General features: G+C 68.1%; 14 protein-coding genes and 2 pseudogenes. 5 read left to right on the top strand and 11 right to left on the bottom strand.

The genetic code is table 11. The annotated features are described in order from the left end of the window. Positions 1–98 precede the first annotated feature (98 nt). Positions 99–1025 (bottom strand): LysR family transcriptional regulator, encoded by a 927-nt coding sequence (locus ACQPZQ_RS31915; protein WP_433286988.1) that lies wholly within the window; start codon positions 1023–1025, stop codon positions 99–101. A gap of 89 nt (positions 1026–1114) precedes the next feature. After that, the gene (locus tag ACQPZQ_RS31920; protein ID WP_433286990.1) at positions 1115–1900 is read right to left on the bottom strand and encodes an IclR family transcriptional regulator domain-containing protein; all 786 of its coding nucleotides are present in this window, start codon (positions 1898–1900) and stop codon (positions 1115–1117) included. A 258-nt stretch (positions 1901–2158) separates the two neighbouring features. Between ACQPZQ_RS31920 and ACQPZQ_RS31925 the strand changes: the two genes are divergently transcribed. The 3 genes and pseudogenes from ACQPZQ_RS31925 (at position 2159) to ACQPZQ_RS31935 (ending at position 4229) form a co-directional block, all read left to right on the top strand. After that, a complete protein-coding gene (locus ACQPZQ_RS31925; protein WP_433286992.1) occupies positions 2159–2941 on the top strand; it encodes a dioxygenase in 783 nt (260 codons plus the stop codon). Positions 2942–3072: 131 nt separating this feature from the next. Next, a pseudogene (locus tag ACQPZQ_RS31930) lies at positions 3073–3237 on the top strand (IS5 family transposase); the annotation flags it as partial. Positions 3238–3488: 251 nt separating this feature from the next. Continuing rightward, positions 3489–4229 (top strand): hypothetical protein, encoded by a 741-nt coding sequence (locus ACQPZQ_RS31935; RefSeq protein ID WP_433299720.1) that lies wholly within the window; start codon positions 3489–3491, stop codon positions 4227–4229. Here the strand turns inward: ACQPZQ_RS31935 and ACQPZQ_RS31940 are convergent. Then, positions 4226–4683 (bottom strand): annotated as a pseudogene (locus tag ACQPZQ_RS31940) (GMC oxidoreductase). The gene ACQPZQ_RS31935 and the pseudogene ACQPZQ_RS31940 sit on opposite strands and share 4 nt — an antisense overlap. Positions 4684–4800: 117 nt before the next feature. Continuing rightward, the gene (locus tag ACQPZQ_RS31945; protein ID WP_433286994.1) at positions 4801–5172 is read right to left on the bottom strand and encodes a GMC family oxidoreductase N-terminal domain-containing protein; all 372 of its coding nucleotides are present in this window, start codon (positions 5170–5172) and stop codon (positions 4801–4803) included. 289 nt (positions 5173–5461) lie between these two features. Here ACQPZQ_RS31945 and ACQPZQ_RS31950 point away from each other — a divergent pair, with 289 nt between their 5' ends. Next, complete coding sequence (locus ACQPZQ_RS31950) at positions 5462–6151, top strand: hypothetical protein (RefSeq protein ID WP_433286996.1); 690 nt, start codon at positions 5462–5464, stop codon at positions 6149–6151. A 377-nt stretch (positions 6152–6528) separates the two neighbouring features. On the opposite strand, the gene ACQPZQ_RS31955 is transcribed toward ACQPZQ_RS31950, so the two are convergent. From ACQPZQ_RS31955 to ACQPZQ_RS31975, 5 genes are all read right to left on the bottom strand, one after another. Continuing rightward, positions 6529–6924, bottom strand: a complete 396-nt coding sequence (locus ACQPZQ_RS31955) for a hypothetical protein (protein WP_433286998.1) — start codon at positions 6922–6924, stop codon at positions 6529–6531. Between the two features lie 195 nt (positions 6925–7119). Beyond that, positions 7120–8085: a helix-turn-helix domain-containing protein gene (locus tag ACQPZQ_RS31960; protein ID WP_433287000.1), complete on the bottom strand. Its 966-nt coding sequence runs from the start codon at positions 8083–8085 to the stop codon at positions 7120–7122. Positions 8086–8521: 436 nt separating this feature from the next. Then, on the bottom strand, positions 8522–9427 hold the full coding sequence (locus tag ACQPZQ_RS31965; protein WP_433287002.1) for a carbohydrate ABC transporter permease: 906 nt from the start codon (positions 9425–9427) through the stop codon (positions 8522–8524). Positions 9428–9429: 2 nt separating this feature from the next. Then, complete coding sequence (locus ACQPZQ_RS31970; protein ID WP_433287004.1) at positions 9430–10383, bottom strand: carbohydrate ABC transporter permease; 954 nt, start codon at positions 10381–10383, stop codon at positions 9430–9432. A gap of 31 nt (positions 10384–10414) precedes the next feature. Then, complete coding sequence (locus ACQPZQ_RS31975) at positions 10415–11686, bottom strand: ABC transporter substrate-binding protein (protein WP_433287006.1); 1272 nt, start codon at positions 11684–11686, stop codon at positions 10415–10417. 211 nt (positions 11687–11897) lie between these two features. Here ACQPZQ_RS31975 and ACQPZQ_RS31980 point away from each other — a divergent pair, with 211 nt between their 5' ends. Beyond that, entirely contained in the window at positions 11898–13430 is a 1533-nt protein-coding gene (locus ACQPZQ_RS31980) for an alpha-N-arabinofuranosidase (protein WP_433287008.1), read from the top strand. Between the two features lie 43 nt (positions 13431–13473). Here the strand turns inward: ACQPZQ_RS31980 and ACQPZQ_RS31985 are convergent, their stop codons facing one another. Both ACQPZQ_RS31985 and ACQPZQ_RS31990 read right to left on the bottom strand, forming a co-directional pair. Continuing rightward, positions 13474–14475, bottom strand: a complete 1002-nt coding sequence (locus tag ACQPZQ_RS31985; RefSeq protein ID WP_433287010.1) for a LacI family DNA-binding transcriptional regulator — start codon at positions 14473–14475, stop codon at positions 13474–13476. A gap of 261 nt (positions 14476–14736) precedes the next feature. After that, on the bottom strand, positions 14737–15795 hold the full coding sequence (locus ACQPZQ_RS31990; protein ID WP_433287012.1) for a LacI family DNA-binding transcriptional regulator: 1059 nt from the start codon (positions 15793–15795) through the stop codon (positions 14737–14739). Between the last annotated feature and the right edge of the window lie 4 nt (positions 15796–15799).

A 15799-nucleotide genomic window follows, 5' to 3' on the forward strand; every position in this document is an offset into this window, starting at 1 on the left:
ATTTTACTCGGCCCATCAGATCGTGGCTGAGCCGAGTGTATTGCCGAGTCAGTCGCCCGCCCATGATCGCCATTTACCAGATTGGTATCGCCGCGCAATCACTTGGGCATGGCGGTTCGTGCCCTGTCATTCGCTTCGGTCCAGTTGTCGAGATAGTTCAGAAACGACCGGGCCACGGGTGCGACCTCGCCCGCGCGGTGGAGGCAGCTGAGGTCCTGCCACCGGGCGTCCCCGAGCGGCGCGAAGCTCACGCCCGGCAGGGCGATGCAGGTGGCCGAACGCGGGACGATCGCACACAACCCGCTGGCGGCCACGTAGGACAGGGCGGTGACAGCATCCTCGGCCTCACAGGCGACCCTGACGACGAAACCGGCGTCGTTGCAGATCTGACTGATCTCGTCGGCGAAGCTGGGCCGCGGCGCCGAGGGGAAGAGCACGATCTCCTCGTCGCGCAGGTCGCCCACCCGGACCTCGCTGCGCCGCAGGAGGGGATGCGAGTCGGGCAGCGCCACGAAGACCGGCTCGGTGCAGACGCGGCGGACGGTGAGTCCTGGTTCATCCCGGTAGAACCTGCTGAACCCGATGTGCATCCGGCCATCGGCAATTGCCTCGGCCTGGACGTTCTTCGGCGCCAGTTCCAGGCGCAACGCTACTTCGGGATGCGTGTCGAGGAAGCCGCGAAGTAGCCGGGGGACCGCGTCGAAGATCGTCGTTCCGAAGTATCCGATCGCGAGCTCGCCGACGTGGCCCCGATCCGCCAGCCGCGTCCGTTCGACGGCGTGATCGGAGAGCCGGACGATCCGGTAGGCGCGATCCAGGAGAACCGCGCCGGGCTCGGTGAGCTGCATGCCCCCGCTGTGCCGGACGAACAGGCACACGCCCAGGTCGTGCTCCAGGCGGTTGATGCGCCGGGTCAGCGGTGGCTGAGTCATGTGCAATCGCGAGGCAGCCCGTCCCATGTGCAGTTCCTCAGCGACGGCGATGAAGCATTCAAGCTGGCGGATGTCGAGGAAGCTCGTGGCCACGAACGCTCCGATCTCTCAGCACTGCCCCGGCGGGTTCCCGGGGCGCGAGCAACGACAGCGGCCCGCGCCCACCGGGTTCGTCGGCGAGCTCACGGTTGCGGCGCGGTCCGGTGGCGGCCCGGGTTGCCGTCGGGACTGCCCCCGAGGTCAGCCGTGATCGCCGCGGCGGTCTCCCGGAGACACGGCAGGAATTCCTCCGACAACTGTTCCACCGACACCCGGCCGGCGTGGCACGAACAGCCGATCGCCCCCACCACCAGCCCTGCGGCGTCGCGGACGGGTGCGCCGATGGACCGCACGTTCGCCTCGAACTCCTGGTCGATCAGCGCCCATCCCTGCGACCGCACCGTCGCCAGCGCGGCGCGCAGCTGCACCTCGCTGGTGCAGGTGCGACTGTTGAACCGCAGCAGCTCCGCCTGCTGGAAGTAGCGGTCGAGGGCTTCATCGCTGATGTTGGCGAGCAGGACCCTGCCGTGGGCGCTGACGTAGGCGGGCAGGCGAGCGCCGACGGAGAGCCTGTAGTTCATGATCCGGTGGGTCGGAACCCTGACCACGAACACGACGTCGGTCTCGTCGAGCATCGACAGGGACGACGACTCCCCGATGCTCGCGGAGAACCTTTCCAGGTGGCGCTCGGCGACCTCGTGGATCGACCGGGACGCGAGATAGCCGTACCCCAGGGTGAGCACCCGCGAAGTCAGCTGGTAGCCCGAACCGTCGCTGGAGATGTAGCCGAGCGCTTCCAGCGTCAGCAGGAGACGCCGGGCGGCCGGGCGGGAGATACCGGTGGCCTCGGCCGCCTCGCGCAGCGTCAGCCGGGCATGCTCGGCGTCGAAGGCGTGGAGCACCGCGAGCCCGCGTTCGAGCGACTGCACAAAGCTACGGTCATCGCGGGAGATAGGCATGGGTCCCCTTGACACGTACCCAGCGGGCGGAAACACTTGCGCCGCGCCGTCCGCACAGCGAACCTCGCCGTACGCTAAGCGTACAACGGCACGACGGACGCAGCAAGGGCCGGCCGCCGACGAGGGCGGGCCGATGCCCCCGACCGGCGAGTTCCCGCGGGTGGCGTTCGACGGGGCCGCCCCCGGCCATGCTGAAGGGGAACACGGAGATCCGCGATAGGAGCTGCAATGGCTGATCGACGCACGGTGGAGTTGTTCGACGAGTTCATGGATCTCGTCCGAGGTTTCGTCGTCGAGCACGATCTCGGATATCACGAGTACGAGGCCGTCATGAAGTACCTGATCTCGGTCAGTGAAGCCGGCGAGTGGCCGCTGTTCATGGATGCCTTCCTCGAATCCACCGTCAACACCGCCAGCTACGGGGCCGGCACGTGGACACCCAGCGCCATCACCGGCCCGTACTACAAGGAGAATGCGCCACTGTTGACCGAAAAACCGTACGAGTTGCCGATGCGTCCGGACGAGCCCGGTGAGCCCCTGCTTTTCCGCGGCACGGTCACCGGACCCGACGGCGCGCCGGTCGGCCGGGCGCTGATCGACGTGTGGCACTCCACCAACGACGGCGTGTACACCTTCTTCGACCCCGCTCTGCCGGCCGAATACCTGCTGCGCGCCCGGTTCTACAGCGACAATGACGGATCCTTCGAGTTCCGTTCGATCCTTCCGGTCCCTTACCAGATCCCGAGCAACGGGCCCACTGGCTACCTGATGGAAACCGTTCTGGGCCGCCATTCCTGGCGGCCGGCACACCTGCACTGGACCATCACCGCCAGCGGGTTCACACCGCTGACCACCCAACTCTACTTCGAGGGCGACCCATACCTCGACAACGACTCATGCTCGGCGGTCAAGAACGAGTTGGTGATCAGCCCGACCAGCGGCGAGCACGATGGCACACCGGTCACGCGGCCGGATTCGATTTCGTCCTGCAGCCGGTCGCCGAACGGGTGAGGGCCTGAACGACCGGACTGACGGACGCTCCGGTCCGCCCTAGCAGTCGGTGGTCCATGCCCGTCCAGAGCTCCTGGCCGGCTGGTCGTAAGAGGATCTCGTGGATGGCCTCGGTCGACGCCGCCGGGTTGATCCGCTGGGACGTCTCGGTCGACTCCACGATCAACCGCGCCCACCAGCACGCCGCCGGCGCCCGTCGTCAACCCGACGCGCAGCTCGAGCCACCCGGTAACGAACCTGTCTATCACGGGCTGGGGCGCTCACGCGGAGGCTGGACCACGAAGATCCACCTCGCGTGTGAGCTCAGCGACGCCCTCCTGAAGTTCCGCGATAAGTCGAGTTTGGTCCTCGACGGGCGGAACGGGGACAGGTGCGTCGGTGATCTCCCCGTCGGTCATCGTCGCGGTGGCAGTCCACCCGCGCCGAGCCGACCACGCCAAGAAGGACGCGGCGCAGTTCCTTGCCGAGATGGAGACGTCAGAGCCGAGGCACCTACGTCTCACGCCACGCCGGGCGACTCCTGTCCCGGAATCACGCGGAGCGCTGGATGGCCACCTGGAGCACCGAAGCCACCACGGCAGCACGGGACCGTTCGATCATGCACGCGCACGTCCTGCCGCGCTGGGGCGCAGTCCAGCTCGGGAAGATCGACCACATCAGCTTGCAGGAGTGGGCGACGGAGCTGGGTCAGAAGCGCTCCCGGGCGACCGCGGCGGAGGCTCTGCGGCTGACCGGCGCCGTCCTGCGCTCCGCGGTGCGCAACCGTCTGATCCCGTTCAACCCCGCCGACGACGAGCGAATACCGCGGGCCCGGCGACACGACACCGGTGAGCGGGTCCTCAGCCGGACGGAACTGCGCGCTCGCCTGCTCCCGGCCGTCCCGGAACGATATCGGGGCGTCGTCGCCACCGCGGCGGGCGCAGGCCTGCGGTGGGGCGAGGTAGCCGGCCTGCGGGCTGATGCACTCGATCTCGACGGTGGGCGCCTCTCCGTGATTCGCACCGCGATCGAGGTCGCCGGCCATACCTCGTTCAAGCCGTTCCTCTGCCGGCCGAGCAACGCCCACGTTGTTGTCTGCGGTGTTGTCAGATCCGCCGACCACGAACTGGCCACACAACGGCCACCCGAGCACCAGTACCGATCGGAATCCGGGTCCAGCAGACCCGAGTGCGACGGGCGGAAGACCAGGCCGCCTGGGCCCAGATTCACCGCGCGGTATCGCGAATTCAGTGGTTCGCAATCGTATGCGTTAACTGTCGCCGGTAGCCAGCTCGGGTCGCAGGACTAGGGCACCCCGCCTGCGTCTTCGGTGAGCAGCGCGGCCGCGCGTTCGGCGATGGCGACCACGGTGACGTCGGGGTTCATGGACGGTATCGAGGGAATCACCGAGGCGTCGGCCACGCGTAGATTGCGTATCCCGCGTGCACGCAACCGTGGGTCCACGACAATGCCGATGGCGCAGGTTCCGACCGGATGGAACTGGGTGCTGACGCTGCGACGCTGCCCGGTACGGGCAGCAGCTGGCTCGGCCGCCAGCGAGTGAACGGCTCGGCCCGGCCGACGCGCTGTGCCGTACGCAGGCCGGCGACCAGGGTGTCGACGTCGCGTTCGTCGGCGAGGTAGACCGGGTCGATCAATGGCGGCGTCGGCATGTCCGGACCGGCCAGGCGCAGCCGGCCTCGGCTCCGCGGCAGCGACTGTGCTGCCGCCGGGGTGTAGCCGTACACCGGCGCTGAGTCCATGGCTGGCGAGAACGGCGCGTGAATGCGGTAGAGCTGGATGTCCGGGCGGGCAGTGACTCGTCGGTGCGCAGCAGCGCGGTCAGTTCGGTGTGGTTGTTCTCGCCGAGCAGGATCGGCTCATCGACGGCACAGACGATGCCGCTCTGCAGGTGGTCGTGCAGGTTCTCGCCCACTCCGGACAGCTCGACGATCACCGGCACGCCCACCTGAGGCAGGTGCTCGGCCGGGCCGATGCCCGACACCATGAGCAGCTGCGGGGCTGCCGATCACTCCGGCGCACACGACCACCTCCCGCTCGGCGTGCGCTCGTCGAATCTCGGACTCGACCCGGTACTCGACCCCAGCGCACCGGTCCCCGTCGAGCAGTAGCCGCAGCGCCATCGCGTCGGCGGTCGCGGTCAGCCCGGCCCGGTCGAAATGCGGGCGTAGGTAGGCGTCGGCCACGCTCAGGCGCTCGCCGTCGACGATGTTCACCCCATACCAGCCCACGCCGTACTACTCCGCGCCATCGAGGTCCGCCGCCGGCCGTGGGCGTTCCGTCCGCCGACGACAGGTGCACGACTTCTCGCCTGACGTTGACGACTTTTTCCGGGCTGGCCGAAATGGCGTCCATCCGGCGCTCCCGAAGACCACGCGGTTCTCCACGAGCGGCAGGTGCACGCGGACGCGGAGATCATGAGGAGATCGAAAACCTGGATTACTTGATCTTCACAGGTGGTATCCGTCCGAGCAGCGACGCAGTGCCCGCATCCGTACCTCATCACATGGAGGAATGGACATGACCACCGAACCGACCCGAGATTCGAGGGAGACCATGGGATCCGCCGACCCCGCCGCATCAGACAATCCTGCGCGGTCCGCCATGCGACGCGCCGAAGGTACCGTCCGGGGCGCCGCGACCAAGAAGGCACGCTCAGGCGACCGCGGCGTCGCGAACAGGCTCGACCGAGTCGCGACCAGCAGCACCGAATCCGGCACGAGCGCCGCGGGTGGCCTGGCAACGATCGCCAGCACCGCAACCAACACCGCGAAGGACGCGGTCACAACGACCGCCGGCACCGCAACCAACACAGTGAAGGGTGCTGTCACGACGCTCACATCAGCCGCGAAGCCGCTGCTGAGTGGCGTCGGGGCGGCATTCGCTCTCACCCTCGTCGTCCGCAAGATCACGCTGTTCCTACAGTTCCTGCGTCAGCTCGCCCTGCGGGTGCTCGAGGCACTCAGGCAGCTGGCACTCGACCTGCGGGAAGCAGCGGCCCGGCGCCGCGGTGGCGGGCAGCAGACCGCCGAGAACGAGGCCGCCGAGAATGAAGCCGTGGACGACGAGGAGGCCCTCGACGAGGAGGCCCTCGACGAGGAGGCACCACACCACGAGCCCGATCGGCGCGGCCGCCGACGCGGCCGACCTCGCACCCTCAGAGTCGGAGGGCCAGCCGCCGCGGCGACCGGTTCAGCGGCTGGGACGTAAATGCCCGGTCGCCGGCGGTACCACCGCGGCGATCACGCGGAATCGCGTCGCCTGGCGCAGCCACCAGGTCAGGTTCCAGGCGACGTCCCAGCGCAACCGGTGTTCCCCTCGATAGGTGCATCAGGATTCGGGCGCGGTTCCGGGCAGAGACGTGGGCGGCGCTGATACGGAACACCGGCACGTCGACAATCCGGTCGGGCGTCACCGTGATCCCGAGCCTCGCGATGAGCTCGGAAATGCCGGAATCTTCTCCCCTCATCGCGACCAGGGAGCGCCAACTCGTGGAGTCGGTGGGGGATCCTGTGCCAGCCCGGAGCAGGCTGTCGGCTGATCAGTCCTGCCAATTCAGGGCTGACTGTGGCAGGGGTGGGTAGCATTCAAGCGGGCCCTGTCCGGTTGCCGGGCTCGGCTTCCGCGTCTGCCTGTGCGGCGGCTGAAGCGGTGGCGACGACCAGCGCAGCGGTTGTGGCCGCCGAGCAGAGCAATCGGCGCCGGGTGACGCCATCCGCGTCGAAGCGGAGCGTGAGCTGGTCGATGAACGGCGATTCGAGGAAATGCCACGTCAGGCACAGGGTGTCGGCCAGGGCACCGTCCTCACCCGGAACCGACCACTGTGCACCTGCCAGGATGGCGGCGACAGCGTCCTGGTAGGAGTGGTGGAGCCGCCAGACGCTCACGCCGGTGCATTGCTGAGTCCACTGCCCGATTCCGTGCTCGATCGTGTGCCGGCCACGGTCGTCCTCGAGAACGAGCAGTACGGCGTCGGCTCTCACCTCGACCGACAGGCAACGCAGGCCGTGCTCGTTGGTTGCGAAGTCGTAGGGGCTCCGCGCTCGACCAACTCTCCGACATGTCATCCGCGAGCCCGAAATTTGCCACCGCGGACTGCTTCTGCAACTCGCGAGGATGAAGTGTCGCCCACTCAAGAGAAACGTCCATCCTGGAGATGCGAGACGTGGCTCTTCCCGTCAATTCGAAGGAAATTTCTCCTCGAGGACTGCGGGAGCAGATTCGGAGTGGCAATGCGCACGGCGCCAACTGGCCGGCGTCATCCCGTACTGCCGTCGGAACGCCCGCAGGAAAGTCCTCCACTCGGGGAACCCTGCCGAAGCCGCGATGTCCGACGTCGTTAGGCGGGCGCGCCTTGGGTCGGACAGCATCGCCTGTGCCGCGAGCAGCCGCTGCTCGCGCAGGTACGTACCGGGCGTGGTGCCGATCCGTCCGAACAGGGTGTACAGGTGACTGACGGACACGTTGTGCCGGCGCGCCAGTTGCTCAACGTGCAGGTTTGGGTCGGCCAGGTGTTCGCGGATGTGCATGAGCATCATCTCGAGCAGCACCCCCGCGGAGCCATCCGCGCCGGGTACCGAGGGGACGACGTCGCGCAGCGCCATGGCGAGCAGGTCGATCGCGGCGTGCCCGGCGTCCAGTCGCTGCGGCGCGGTGAGGCGGTCGGCGACCGCGAACAATCGGCCCAGGTAGGCGCTCAGCGTCTGCATGGCCGGGGCTGTGAGATCCGTGCTGCGTGCACAGGCCTCGGTGATCGCGGGGCCACGCAGCGGCAGCAGCTCGCGGGAGAAAGACAAGGTCAGGTACCGGCCCCCGGTCGGCGTGACCCGCTCGAAGGGACTGCGCGCCTCGATCAGGACGCCCGTACCAACCGCCGACTTGGCGAGCCGGTCGCGCTGGATCGTGTGGCCCTGGCCGGTCAGCTGTACGGCGAAGAGCATCCGGTTGTCTTCCGACGCTCTCGCCGCCATCCGGTCCGTCCGTCTCGACGACCTCGGCCCCCAGCGCGATCGCGAGACTGTCAGACCCTCGCCCAGCGCCTGCACCGCTACCCGCACGGGGAAGTCACGCCCACCGAGGGAGATCGTCGGGATAAAGAATTCGCCAACGATGTCTTCGAACTCCTCGGCGGAGAACTCGTTCATGTGCACGAACCCGAGGTTAGCGCGCAGCATTGCATATCGAAAGCTATCCATATCCCGTTTGCGTAGATAGTGACATTTAGAGCCGCCATTGCAGCGTCTGAGACTCGCGACAGACCCACTGCATTCCGCCTCTTCGACGCACTGACCATCCTTCTGATCACGGGCGCGAGCGCCTGGCTCATCGCCGTCGCGCTCGCGTCGGCGATCTGGCCGGCGTTGTCTCGGGGATCTCGACGATCAAGATGACCGGGGTCGTCGATCAACGACTGCGGCGAGTTCTCAACCGTGAACCGTTCGAGCGGGACTTCCGGCGAAAGACAAAATTGCGCCCAACGGAAGCATTGGCACTCCTCTCCCGCAACTCAGAATCCGTCCTCCCAGCGCGCCGCGGGGGCCGTGTCGTGGATCCCGTGGCGGGGTCCCGCCTCGGGCAGGATCATCCCTTGAAGGCCCCGTCCAGGATGCCGGCGACCATCCGGCGCCCGACCACGATGAACAGCACCAGCAGCGGCAGCGTGGCCAGGAACGAGCCGGACATGGCCAGGCCGAGGTCGATCGAGAAGCTGTTCTGCAGCGCCTTGATGGCGATCTGGGCCGTGAAACGGTCCGGTGACTTCAAGACGATGAACGGCCAGAGGAAGTCGTTCCAGGCCGTCACGAAGCCGAACAGGCCGAGCACGAACGCCGCTGGCCGCACGATCGGGAACACGATCCGCCAGAACATCTGCCAGGTGCTGGCCCCGTCGATCCGCGCGGCCTGCATCAGCTCGTCGCTGACGGTCCCGGCGATGTGCTGGCGCATCCAGAAGATGCCGAACGCGCTCGCGAGACCCGGGACTGTCACCGCCTGGAGGGTGTCGACCCAGCCGAGCCAGGAGACGATCATGTACTGCGGGATGATCGCGAGTTGCGTCGGCACGGTCATGGTGAGCACGACCACGAGGAACAGCACGTCCCGGCCCCGGAAGCGCAGCTTCCCGAACGCGAAGCCGCCCAGCGCGCAGAGCAGCGCCTGCCCGACGCCGATTGTCAGGGCCACGAAGAGGCTGTTGAGGATCGACTGCAGGAACGGGACCGTGTCGAAGACCAGGCCGGCCAGGTGGAAGAAGTTGTCGCCGGGCACGATCTCCGGGGGCATCTTCGTGGCGGTCGCCGAGTCGGTCGACGCGACGATGAACATCCAGTACAGCGGGAACAACGAGCCGAACGCGGCGACGCCCAGCAGCAGGTAGGTCCACCACCGCACGCGGCCCATGCGCCCGCCCGGCCCGCCGCGCCGGCCCGCGGGCGGCGCACCGGTGATCGCGGTGCCGATCGCCGTCCCGGTCGTCGTGTCGCTCATCCTCACGCTCCTCGGATCCGGCTGGACAACAGGTAGTTGACGGCGGCGACCAGGATGATCATCACGAACAGCGCGACGCCGATCGCGGCGCCATAGCCGAACTGGTACTGGCCGAAGCCCTGCTCGTAGAGGAACAGCGTGAGCGTCTGGCACTGCCGCACAGCACCGCAGGTGAGGTTGGTCGTGCGGGCGACCAGCAGGGGCTCGGTGAAGATCTGCAGGCCGCCGATCGTCGACGTGACCACGGTGAAGATGATCACCGGTCGCAGCGACGGGACGGTGATGTAGCGGAATTGCTGCCACCCGCCCGCGCCGTCGATCGACGCCGCTTCGTAGATGTCGCGAGGGACCGCCTGCAACGACGCGAGGTACAGCAGGGCGGTGTAGCCGAACCAGCGCCACGCGACCATCACGGCGATCATGAGGTGGCTGCCCCACACGGACTGGACGAAGTCGATCGGCCCGATCCCGAGCAGCCCGAGCAGCCAGTTCAGCAGGCCGTAGTCGCGGTCGAACATCTGCGCGAAGACGATCGCCGTGGCTGCCACCGAGGTGATGTAAGGCACCAGGATCGACATGCGGAAGAACATCGCGAGCCGCAGCCGGGCACTGTTGAGAACATGGGCCAACACCAGCGCGACCAGCAGCTGCGGAATGGTCGAGAGAAGCCAGATGCTGATCGTGTTGCCCGTCGCGTTCCAGAAGCGCGGGTCGGCGATCATCCGGGCGAAGTTGTCGATCCCGATGAACGTCTGGTCGCCGATCGGGTTCCAGTCGAACAGCGCGATGTAGAACGTGAAAAGAAACGGGATGAGCCCGAACACCCCGAAGAGCACGAAGAACGGCGCGATGTAGGCGTACGGCGCGATCCGCTCGCGGAGCGGGAGGGCCCACCCCCTGGCGCGCCGGGGCGCGCCGGGGGACGGAGACTGCTGCACGGGCAGGGTCGCGGTCACGCGGTCCCCCCGCGGTAGCGACGCATCGGAGCTACTTCCCGATCGCCGTGCGAATGTTGCGCACGGCGTCGTCCCAGGCCGTGGCCGGGTTGCCCGACCCCTGTTCGACATTGGTGAGGGCGTTGAGGAACTCCGTGCCGATCGTGCCGGTGTCAGGCCCCATCCGGAACGGCTTGAGCCCCAGCACCGCCTGGGTATAGATCTTCCCGGTTGGTGCGCCGGAGAAGAACGGGTCGGCCTTGCCCGTGAGCTGCGGGTCGTCGTAGACGCCGGGCGTGGTCGGCAGTGCCCCGACGTCGAGGAAGTGCTCGAGCTGGTGCTGCGGCGACTGCATCTCCTTGATGTAGGCCCAGGCTGCGTCCGGGTTCTGGGCGCGCGCCGGGATCGCCAGATAGCTACCGCCCCAATTCCCCGCACCACCGGGGATGGTCGCGACGTCCCACTTGCCGCTCGTGTCGGGCGCTGCCCGGCGGATCTGGTTCAGCATCCACGACGGCGCGGAGACGGCGGCGAAGTCGCCGCGGGGCAGCGCGGCGTTCCAGCCGTCGGAGCCGAAGGAGATCTTGGCCGAGATCCCCGCCTGGATCGCCTTCAGCGTCAGGTCGAACGCCGCCTTGACCTCGGGGTTCCGGTCGTAGATCGGGTTGCCCGCGTCGTCGTAGTACTTCTGCGAGACCTGATTGACGGCCTGGAAGAACACGCTGGTCGGGGAGTTGTCGAGGAACGGCTTGCCGGTCGCGGCCACGTACTTCTCGCCGGTCTCGATGAACGCGTCCCACGTTGGCCAGAGCTCGGAGACCGACTCGCGGTCGCTGGGCAGGCCGGCCGCGGCGAACAGGTCCGTGCGGTAGGCGACGGCCATGCCGCCGACGTCGGTTGGGATCCCGATGATCGGCCCGCTGGTCGCCGTGGCCTGCTTCATCACCCAGTCGAGGTAGTCGCCGCTCATCTGGTCGGCGCCGGACTCGCGCAGGTCGCGGAAGTTCTGCGGCTGCTGCACGAACTTGGGCATGTCGTCGCCCTGGATGAGCACCAGGTCGGGAACCTTCCCGCCGGCGAGGGCCGTGGTCAGCGCCTGCGCGGTCTCCGTCGTGCTGCCGACCTCGGTCAGCTTGACCTGGATGTCGGGGTGGCTGCGTTGGTAGACGTCGACGTCGTGCTGCTGGTCGATCCCGCTGAACGACCAGAACTCGAACGACTTCGGATCCCCACCGCCACCGGATGCGGAGCCCGGTGAACAGGCCGCGCTCGCTGCGAGCGCGGCTGCAGCGAGCAGTACCAATGAGCTGGAGCGGAGTCTCACGACGATGTGCCTCCGGGTCGAAAGTTTCGAAGCAGAAGAGCAAGGGCTCGTACCCTCTACGCGCGGCGTGACTGTAATGAGCGACACAGTATAACGTCAAACCTCGCGGGTGAGACCTCCCAAAAGTCCGTTCTTTCGCGAAAGTTTCGGCAGGCAGACACGAGCCTCCCACTACCCCCACCGCTCGCACCGCCGACCACTAAGGATGTTCATGCCAATGTCGACCGCCCGCGCCGTGATCGACCTCGACGTCACAGGTCCGACCATCAGCAAGCACCTGTACGGCCACTTCGCCGAGCACCTCGGCCGGTGCATCTACGGCGGGTTCTGGGTGGGCGAGGACTCACGGATCCCCAACGAGGGCGGCCTGCGGCTCGACGTGGTCGAAGCCCTGCGTGTGCTGGAGATCCCCAACCTGCGCTGGCCGGGCGGTTGCTTCGCCGATACCTACCACTGGCGCGACGGCGTCGGCCCGAAACAGGATCGGCCGGTCATGGTCAACTCCATGTGGGGCGACGTCGAGGAGAACAACCACTTCGGCACCCACGAGTTCCTGGCGCTGTGCGATCTCCTCGGCGCCGAGCCCTACGTCAACGGCAACGTCGGCTCGGGGACCGTTCAGGAGATGAGCGAGTGGGTCGAGTACCTCACCCGCGACGGCGATTCGCCGATGGTCCGGCTGCGCAAGGCCAACGGTCGCGAGAAGCCGTGGAAGGTCCCGTTCTGGGGCATCGGAAACGAGGCGTGGGGCTGCGGCGGTCACATACGCGCCGACACCTACGCCGACCTCGCGAGTCGCTACGCGACGTTCCTGCACAACCACGACGGCAATGAGCTCTACCGGATTGCCGCCGGCGCAGCGGACGACGACCTCGCCTGGACCGAGGCCCTGATGAAGGTCGTGAGCTGCCTCGGCTGCACGAGCCGGCCTCGCGACATCTTCCAAGCCATCTCGTTCCACTACTACTCGTTCGCCGGCGAAGGGATCTCCAAGGGATCGGCCACCGAGTTCACCGACGAGCAGTATTACCGAACGATGCTCAAGGCATCCGCCATCGACCGCGTGATCGCCGGCCACAGCGCGGTGATGGACGCCTACGACCCGCACCGCCGGGTCGGGCTGGTCTGCGACGAGTGGGGCGCCTGGTGGGAGGCCGAGCCCGGTACCAACCCGCGCTTCCTGTACCAGCAGAACACCCTGCGCGACGCCCTCGTCGCGAGCCTGCACTTCGACATCTTCCACAAGCACGCCGCCCGGCTACGGATGGCGAACATCGCCCAGACCGTCAACGTGCTGCAGGCGATGATCCTCACCGACGACGACGGCGGCCTCGTGCTCACCCCGACCTACCACGTGTTCGCGATGAACAAGGGCCACCAGGACGCTGCATCGGTGCCGGTGCACCTGGTCGAGAAGCCCGCTGCGGTGACGATGGGCGACGACGAACTCGCTCCCCTGTCGGTCTCCGCCAGCACGAAGGACGGCAAGGCGCTGGTCTCGCTGAGCAACCTCGCGCTCGACACCGACACGACCGTGCGGCTCGACCTGCGCGGCCGGGCGGTGACGGCCGCCCGGGCCCGGATCCTCACGGCCGACAAGCCGCAAAGCCACAACACGACGACCGCGCCCGACACCGTGGCACCGGCCGACCTCGCCGTCACGCTGCGCCCCGGAGCGCTGGGGGCTGCGGAGCTGATCGCGGTGCTGGCGCCACACTCGTTCGCCACGGTCGAGTTGACCTGACCTGACCTGACCTGAGTCGAGGATGCCGACGCCCGCGCCGCGGTCAGGGACGTCGGGTGGATTCCCGCTCCACGATCCGTGGTTCCGGCATGACCACCCGGGCCTCCCCGCCGACCGGCGGCGCTTCGATCCGCTCCATGAGCAATGCACAGATCGCGTCCGCCATCTCGTCGTTCCCGGGCTCGACCGTGCTGAGCCCGGGGACGGTGAACCTGCTGTCGTCGAGGTTGTCGAACCCGATCACCTGGACGTCCTCCGGGACCCTGCGGCGGGCGTCGGTCAGCGCGCGCAGCGCACCGATCGCCGCCGAATCGGTCAGGGCGAAGACCGCATCGAACACGACGCCCCGACCGACCAGATCCCGCACCGCTTCATAGCCATGGTCGACGCCGAACCCACACGAGACGATCAGCTCCTCGCACACCGCTGTGCCGGTGGCCGCGTGTGCGTCCCGGTATCCGCGCGTCCGCAAGCCCGGCATCGTCTCCTCCGGCACCCCGACGCCGGCAAGCAACGCGATCCGCCGCGCACCGGAACGAATCAGGAGCTCGGTCGCCATCCGTGCGCCTCCGACGTTGTCCATGATCACGTGGTCGAAGCGTGCCGGAACCGCCTTCTCGCCGATCAGCACGACCGGCGTGTCGAGGCTGAGCCGATCGAGGTCGGCTACCTCGCCCGCGACGACGCTGAGAACGAACCCGTCGTACCCGCTCAACCGCGGCGCGGTGAGGGCATCCAGCTCAGCCACCCGATTCCCGCCCGTCCGCTCCACCGCCAGCCGCATCCCGTGAGCCGCGAACCGATCCGCCAGCCGCTCTGCGAGTTGGGCGTAGTACCCGGGCGCGAAGCCCGGCACGGCCAACCCGATCGCCCCGGTTCGCCCCATCCGCAGGTTCCGCGCCGTGAGGTTGACCTGGTAACCGAGCTCGGCGATCACCGCCAGCACCCGCCGCCTTGTCGACTCACTCACCCGCTGCGACCGCCCGTTGATCACATTCGAGACGGTCATCGTGGACACTCCCGCGCGGCGCGCGACATCGGTCATGGTCACCCCGCTCCACCGACGTCCAGCGGTTCCGTTCACTCCACACCTTCTCGCCCGACCGTCCGGCAGAGACTACGCATCCCCACCGGCGCCCGTGCGTCGTCAACTCGTCACTTCCGACCTGAGAGCGCACGTGCGGATATCGGCGTGCCGACATGAACGTTCGGCGGCCGGCGTAGATGCCGGCGGGTACGAGTTGCAACAGCCACCCGGCCCCCGGTGCTCGCCATGCGGGTCGGGACGCCGGGCCGATTGCCACGCTCAGCTGCTCGCGCGCACCACCAGCCGGTGCGGCGTGGTGACACTGCGGGGCGGGAGGTCGGGCTCGGCCAGCCGGGAAATGATCATCTCCAGCGCCGACTCGACCACGAACACCCGGTCGATCGCCACGGTGGTGAGCGCAGGGGTGGTGAACCGCGACTCGGGCACGTCGTCAACGCCGACGAGGGCGACGTCGTCCGGCACGCGGCGGCCGTGGCGGTGCAAGGCGCTCAAAGCGCCGATGGCGAGCACGTCGTTGGCGGCGAACACTGCGTCGACGTCCGGGTGCTCGGCGAGCAGGGCGTCGACGGCGTCGGAGCCGTCCTGGCGGTCCCACTCCGGCACGGTCCGGATCAGCGAGTGCTCCACCGGCAGGTCCGCCGCCCGGAGCGCTTGCGTGTAGCCGAGTATCCGCTGCTCCATCGCCGACTTCGCCCGATCCTGCTGGTGGCCGATCGCGGCGATCCGCCGCCGCCCCGACACCGCCAGATGGGTCGCGGCGCTGCGGCCGATGGCGGTGCTGTCGATATCGACGCGGTCGGCCTGCGCGGCCGCTCCGTGCTCGCCCAGCAGCACCATCGGGGTGTCGTGCCGGGGCGCAGCCAGCTCGGACGGGGGCATCGAGAGCGGACTGAAGATCAGCGCGTCGGCGAACCGGACGGGCGAGCCCGCGGCGACCTGGCGCTCACGCTCGATATTGCCGTCGGTCTGCTCGACGACGACCGTGAGCCCGTGCTCGCGCGCAGCGCTGACCAGTAGGGCGGCGAGGTCGGCGAAGTAAGGCATGTCGACGTGCGGGACGGCGAGTGCAATAGCGCCCGTGCGACCTCTGCGCAGCTGCCGGCCGACGGCCTGCGGGCGGTATCCGAGCTCCTCGACGTAGCGCTGGACGTGGGTGCGGGTCTCGGGGCGCACGTGGACGTAGTCGTTTACGACGTTGGAGACGGTCTTCGGTGACACGCCCGCGGCGACCGCCACGTCGCGCATCGTCACCGGTCGCCGTTGGGTCCCCACGGTTCCAGTCTCCCCTGCGGTGACGTCCTTGACAGCCAAGGGCACCCCG

It is taken from the genome of Pseudonocardia sp. CA-142604 (assembly GCF_050948475.1).
Lineage (GTDB): Bacteria > Actinomycetota > Actinomycetes > Mycobacteriales > Pseudonocardiaceae > Pseudonocardia > Pseudonocardia alaniniphila.

Coding starts and splice junctions, on each gene's coding strand:
- ACQPZQ_RS31925 (WP_433286992.1), top strand. CDS start 2,159: ATGGCTGATCGACGCACGGTGGAGTTGTTCGACGAGTTCATGGATCTC.
- ACQPZQ_RS31935 (WP_433299720.1), top strand. CDS start 3,489: ATGGCCACCTGGAGCACCGAAGCCACCACGGCAGCACGGGACCGTTCG.
- ACQPZQ_RS31950 (WP_433286996.1), top strand. CDS start 5,462: ATGACCACCGAACCGACCCGAGATTCGAGGGAGACCATGGGATCCGCC.
- ACQPZQ_RS31960 (WP_433287000.1), bottom strand. CDS start 8,085: ATGAACGAGTTCTCCGCCGAGGAGTTCGAAGACATCGTTGGCGAATTC.
- ACQPZQ_RS31965 (WP_433287002.1), bottom strand. CDS start 9,427: ATGAGCGACACGACGACCGGGACGGCGATCGGCACCGCGATCACCGGT.
- ACQPZQ_RS31980 (WP_433287008.1), top strand. CDS start 11,898: ATGCCAATGTCGACCGCCCGCGCCGTGATCGACCTCGACGTCACAGGT.
- ACQPZQ_RS31985 (WP_433287010.1), bottom strand. CDS start 14,475: ATGACCGATGTCGCGCGCCGCGCGGGAGTGTCCACGATGACCGTCTCG.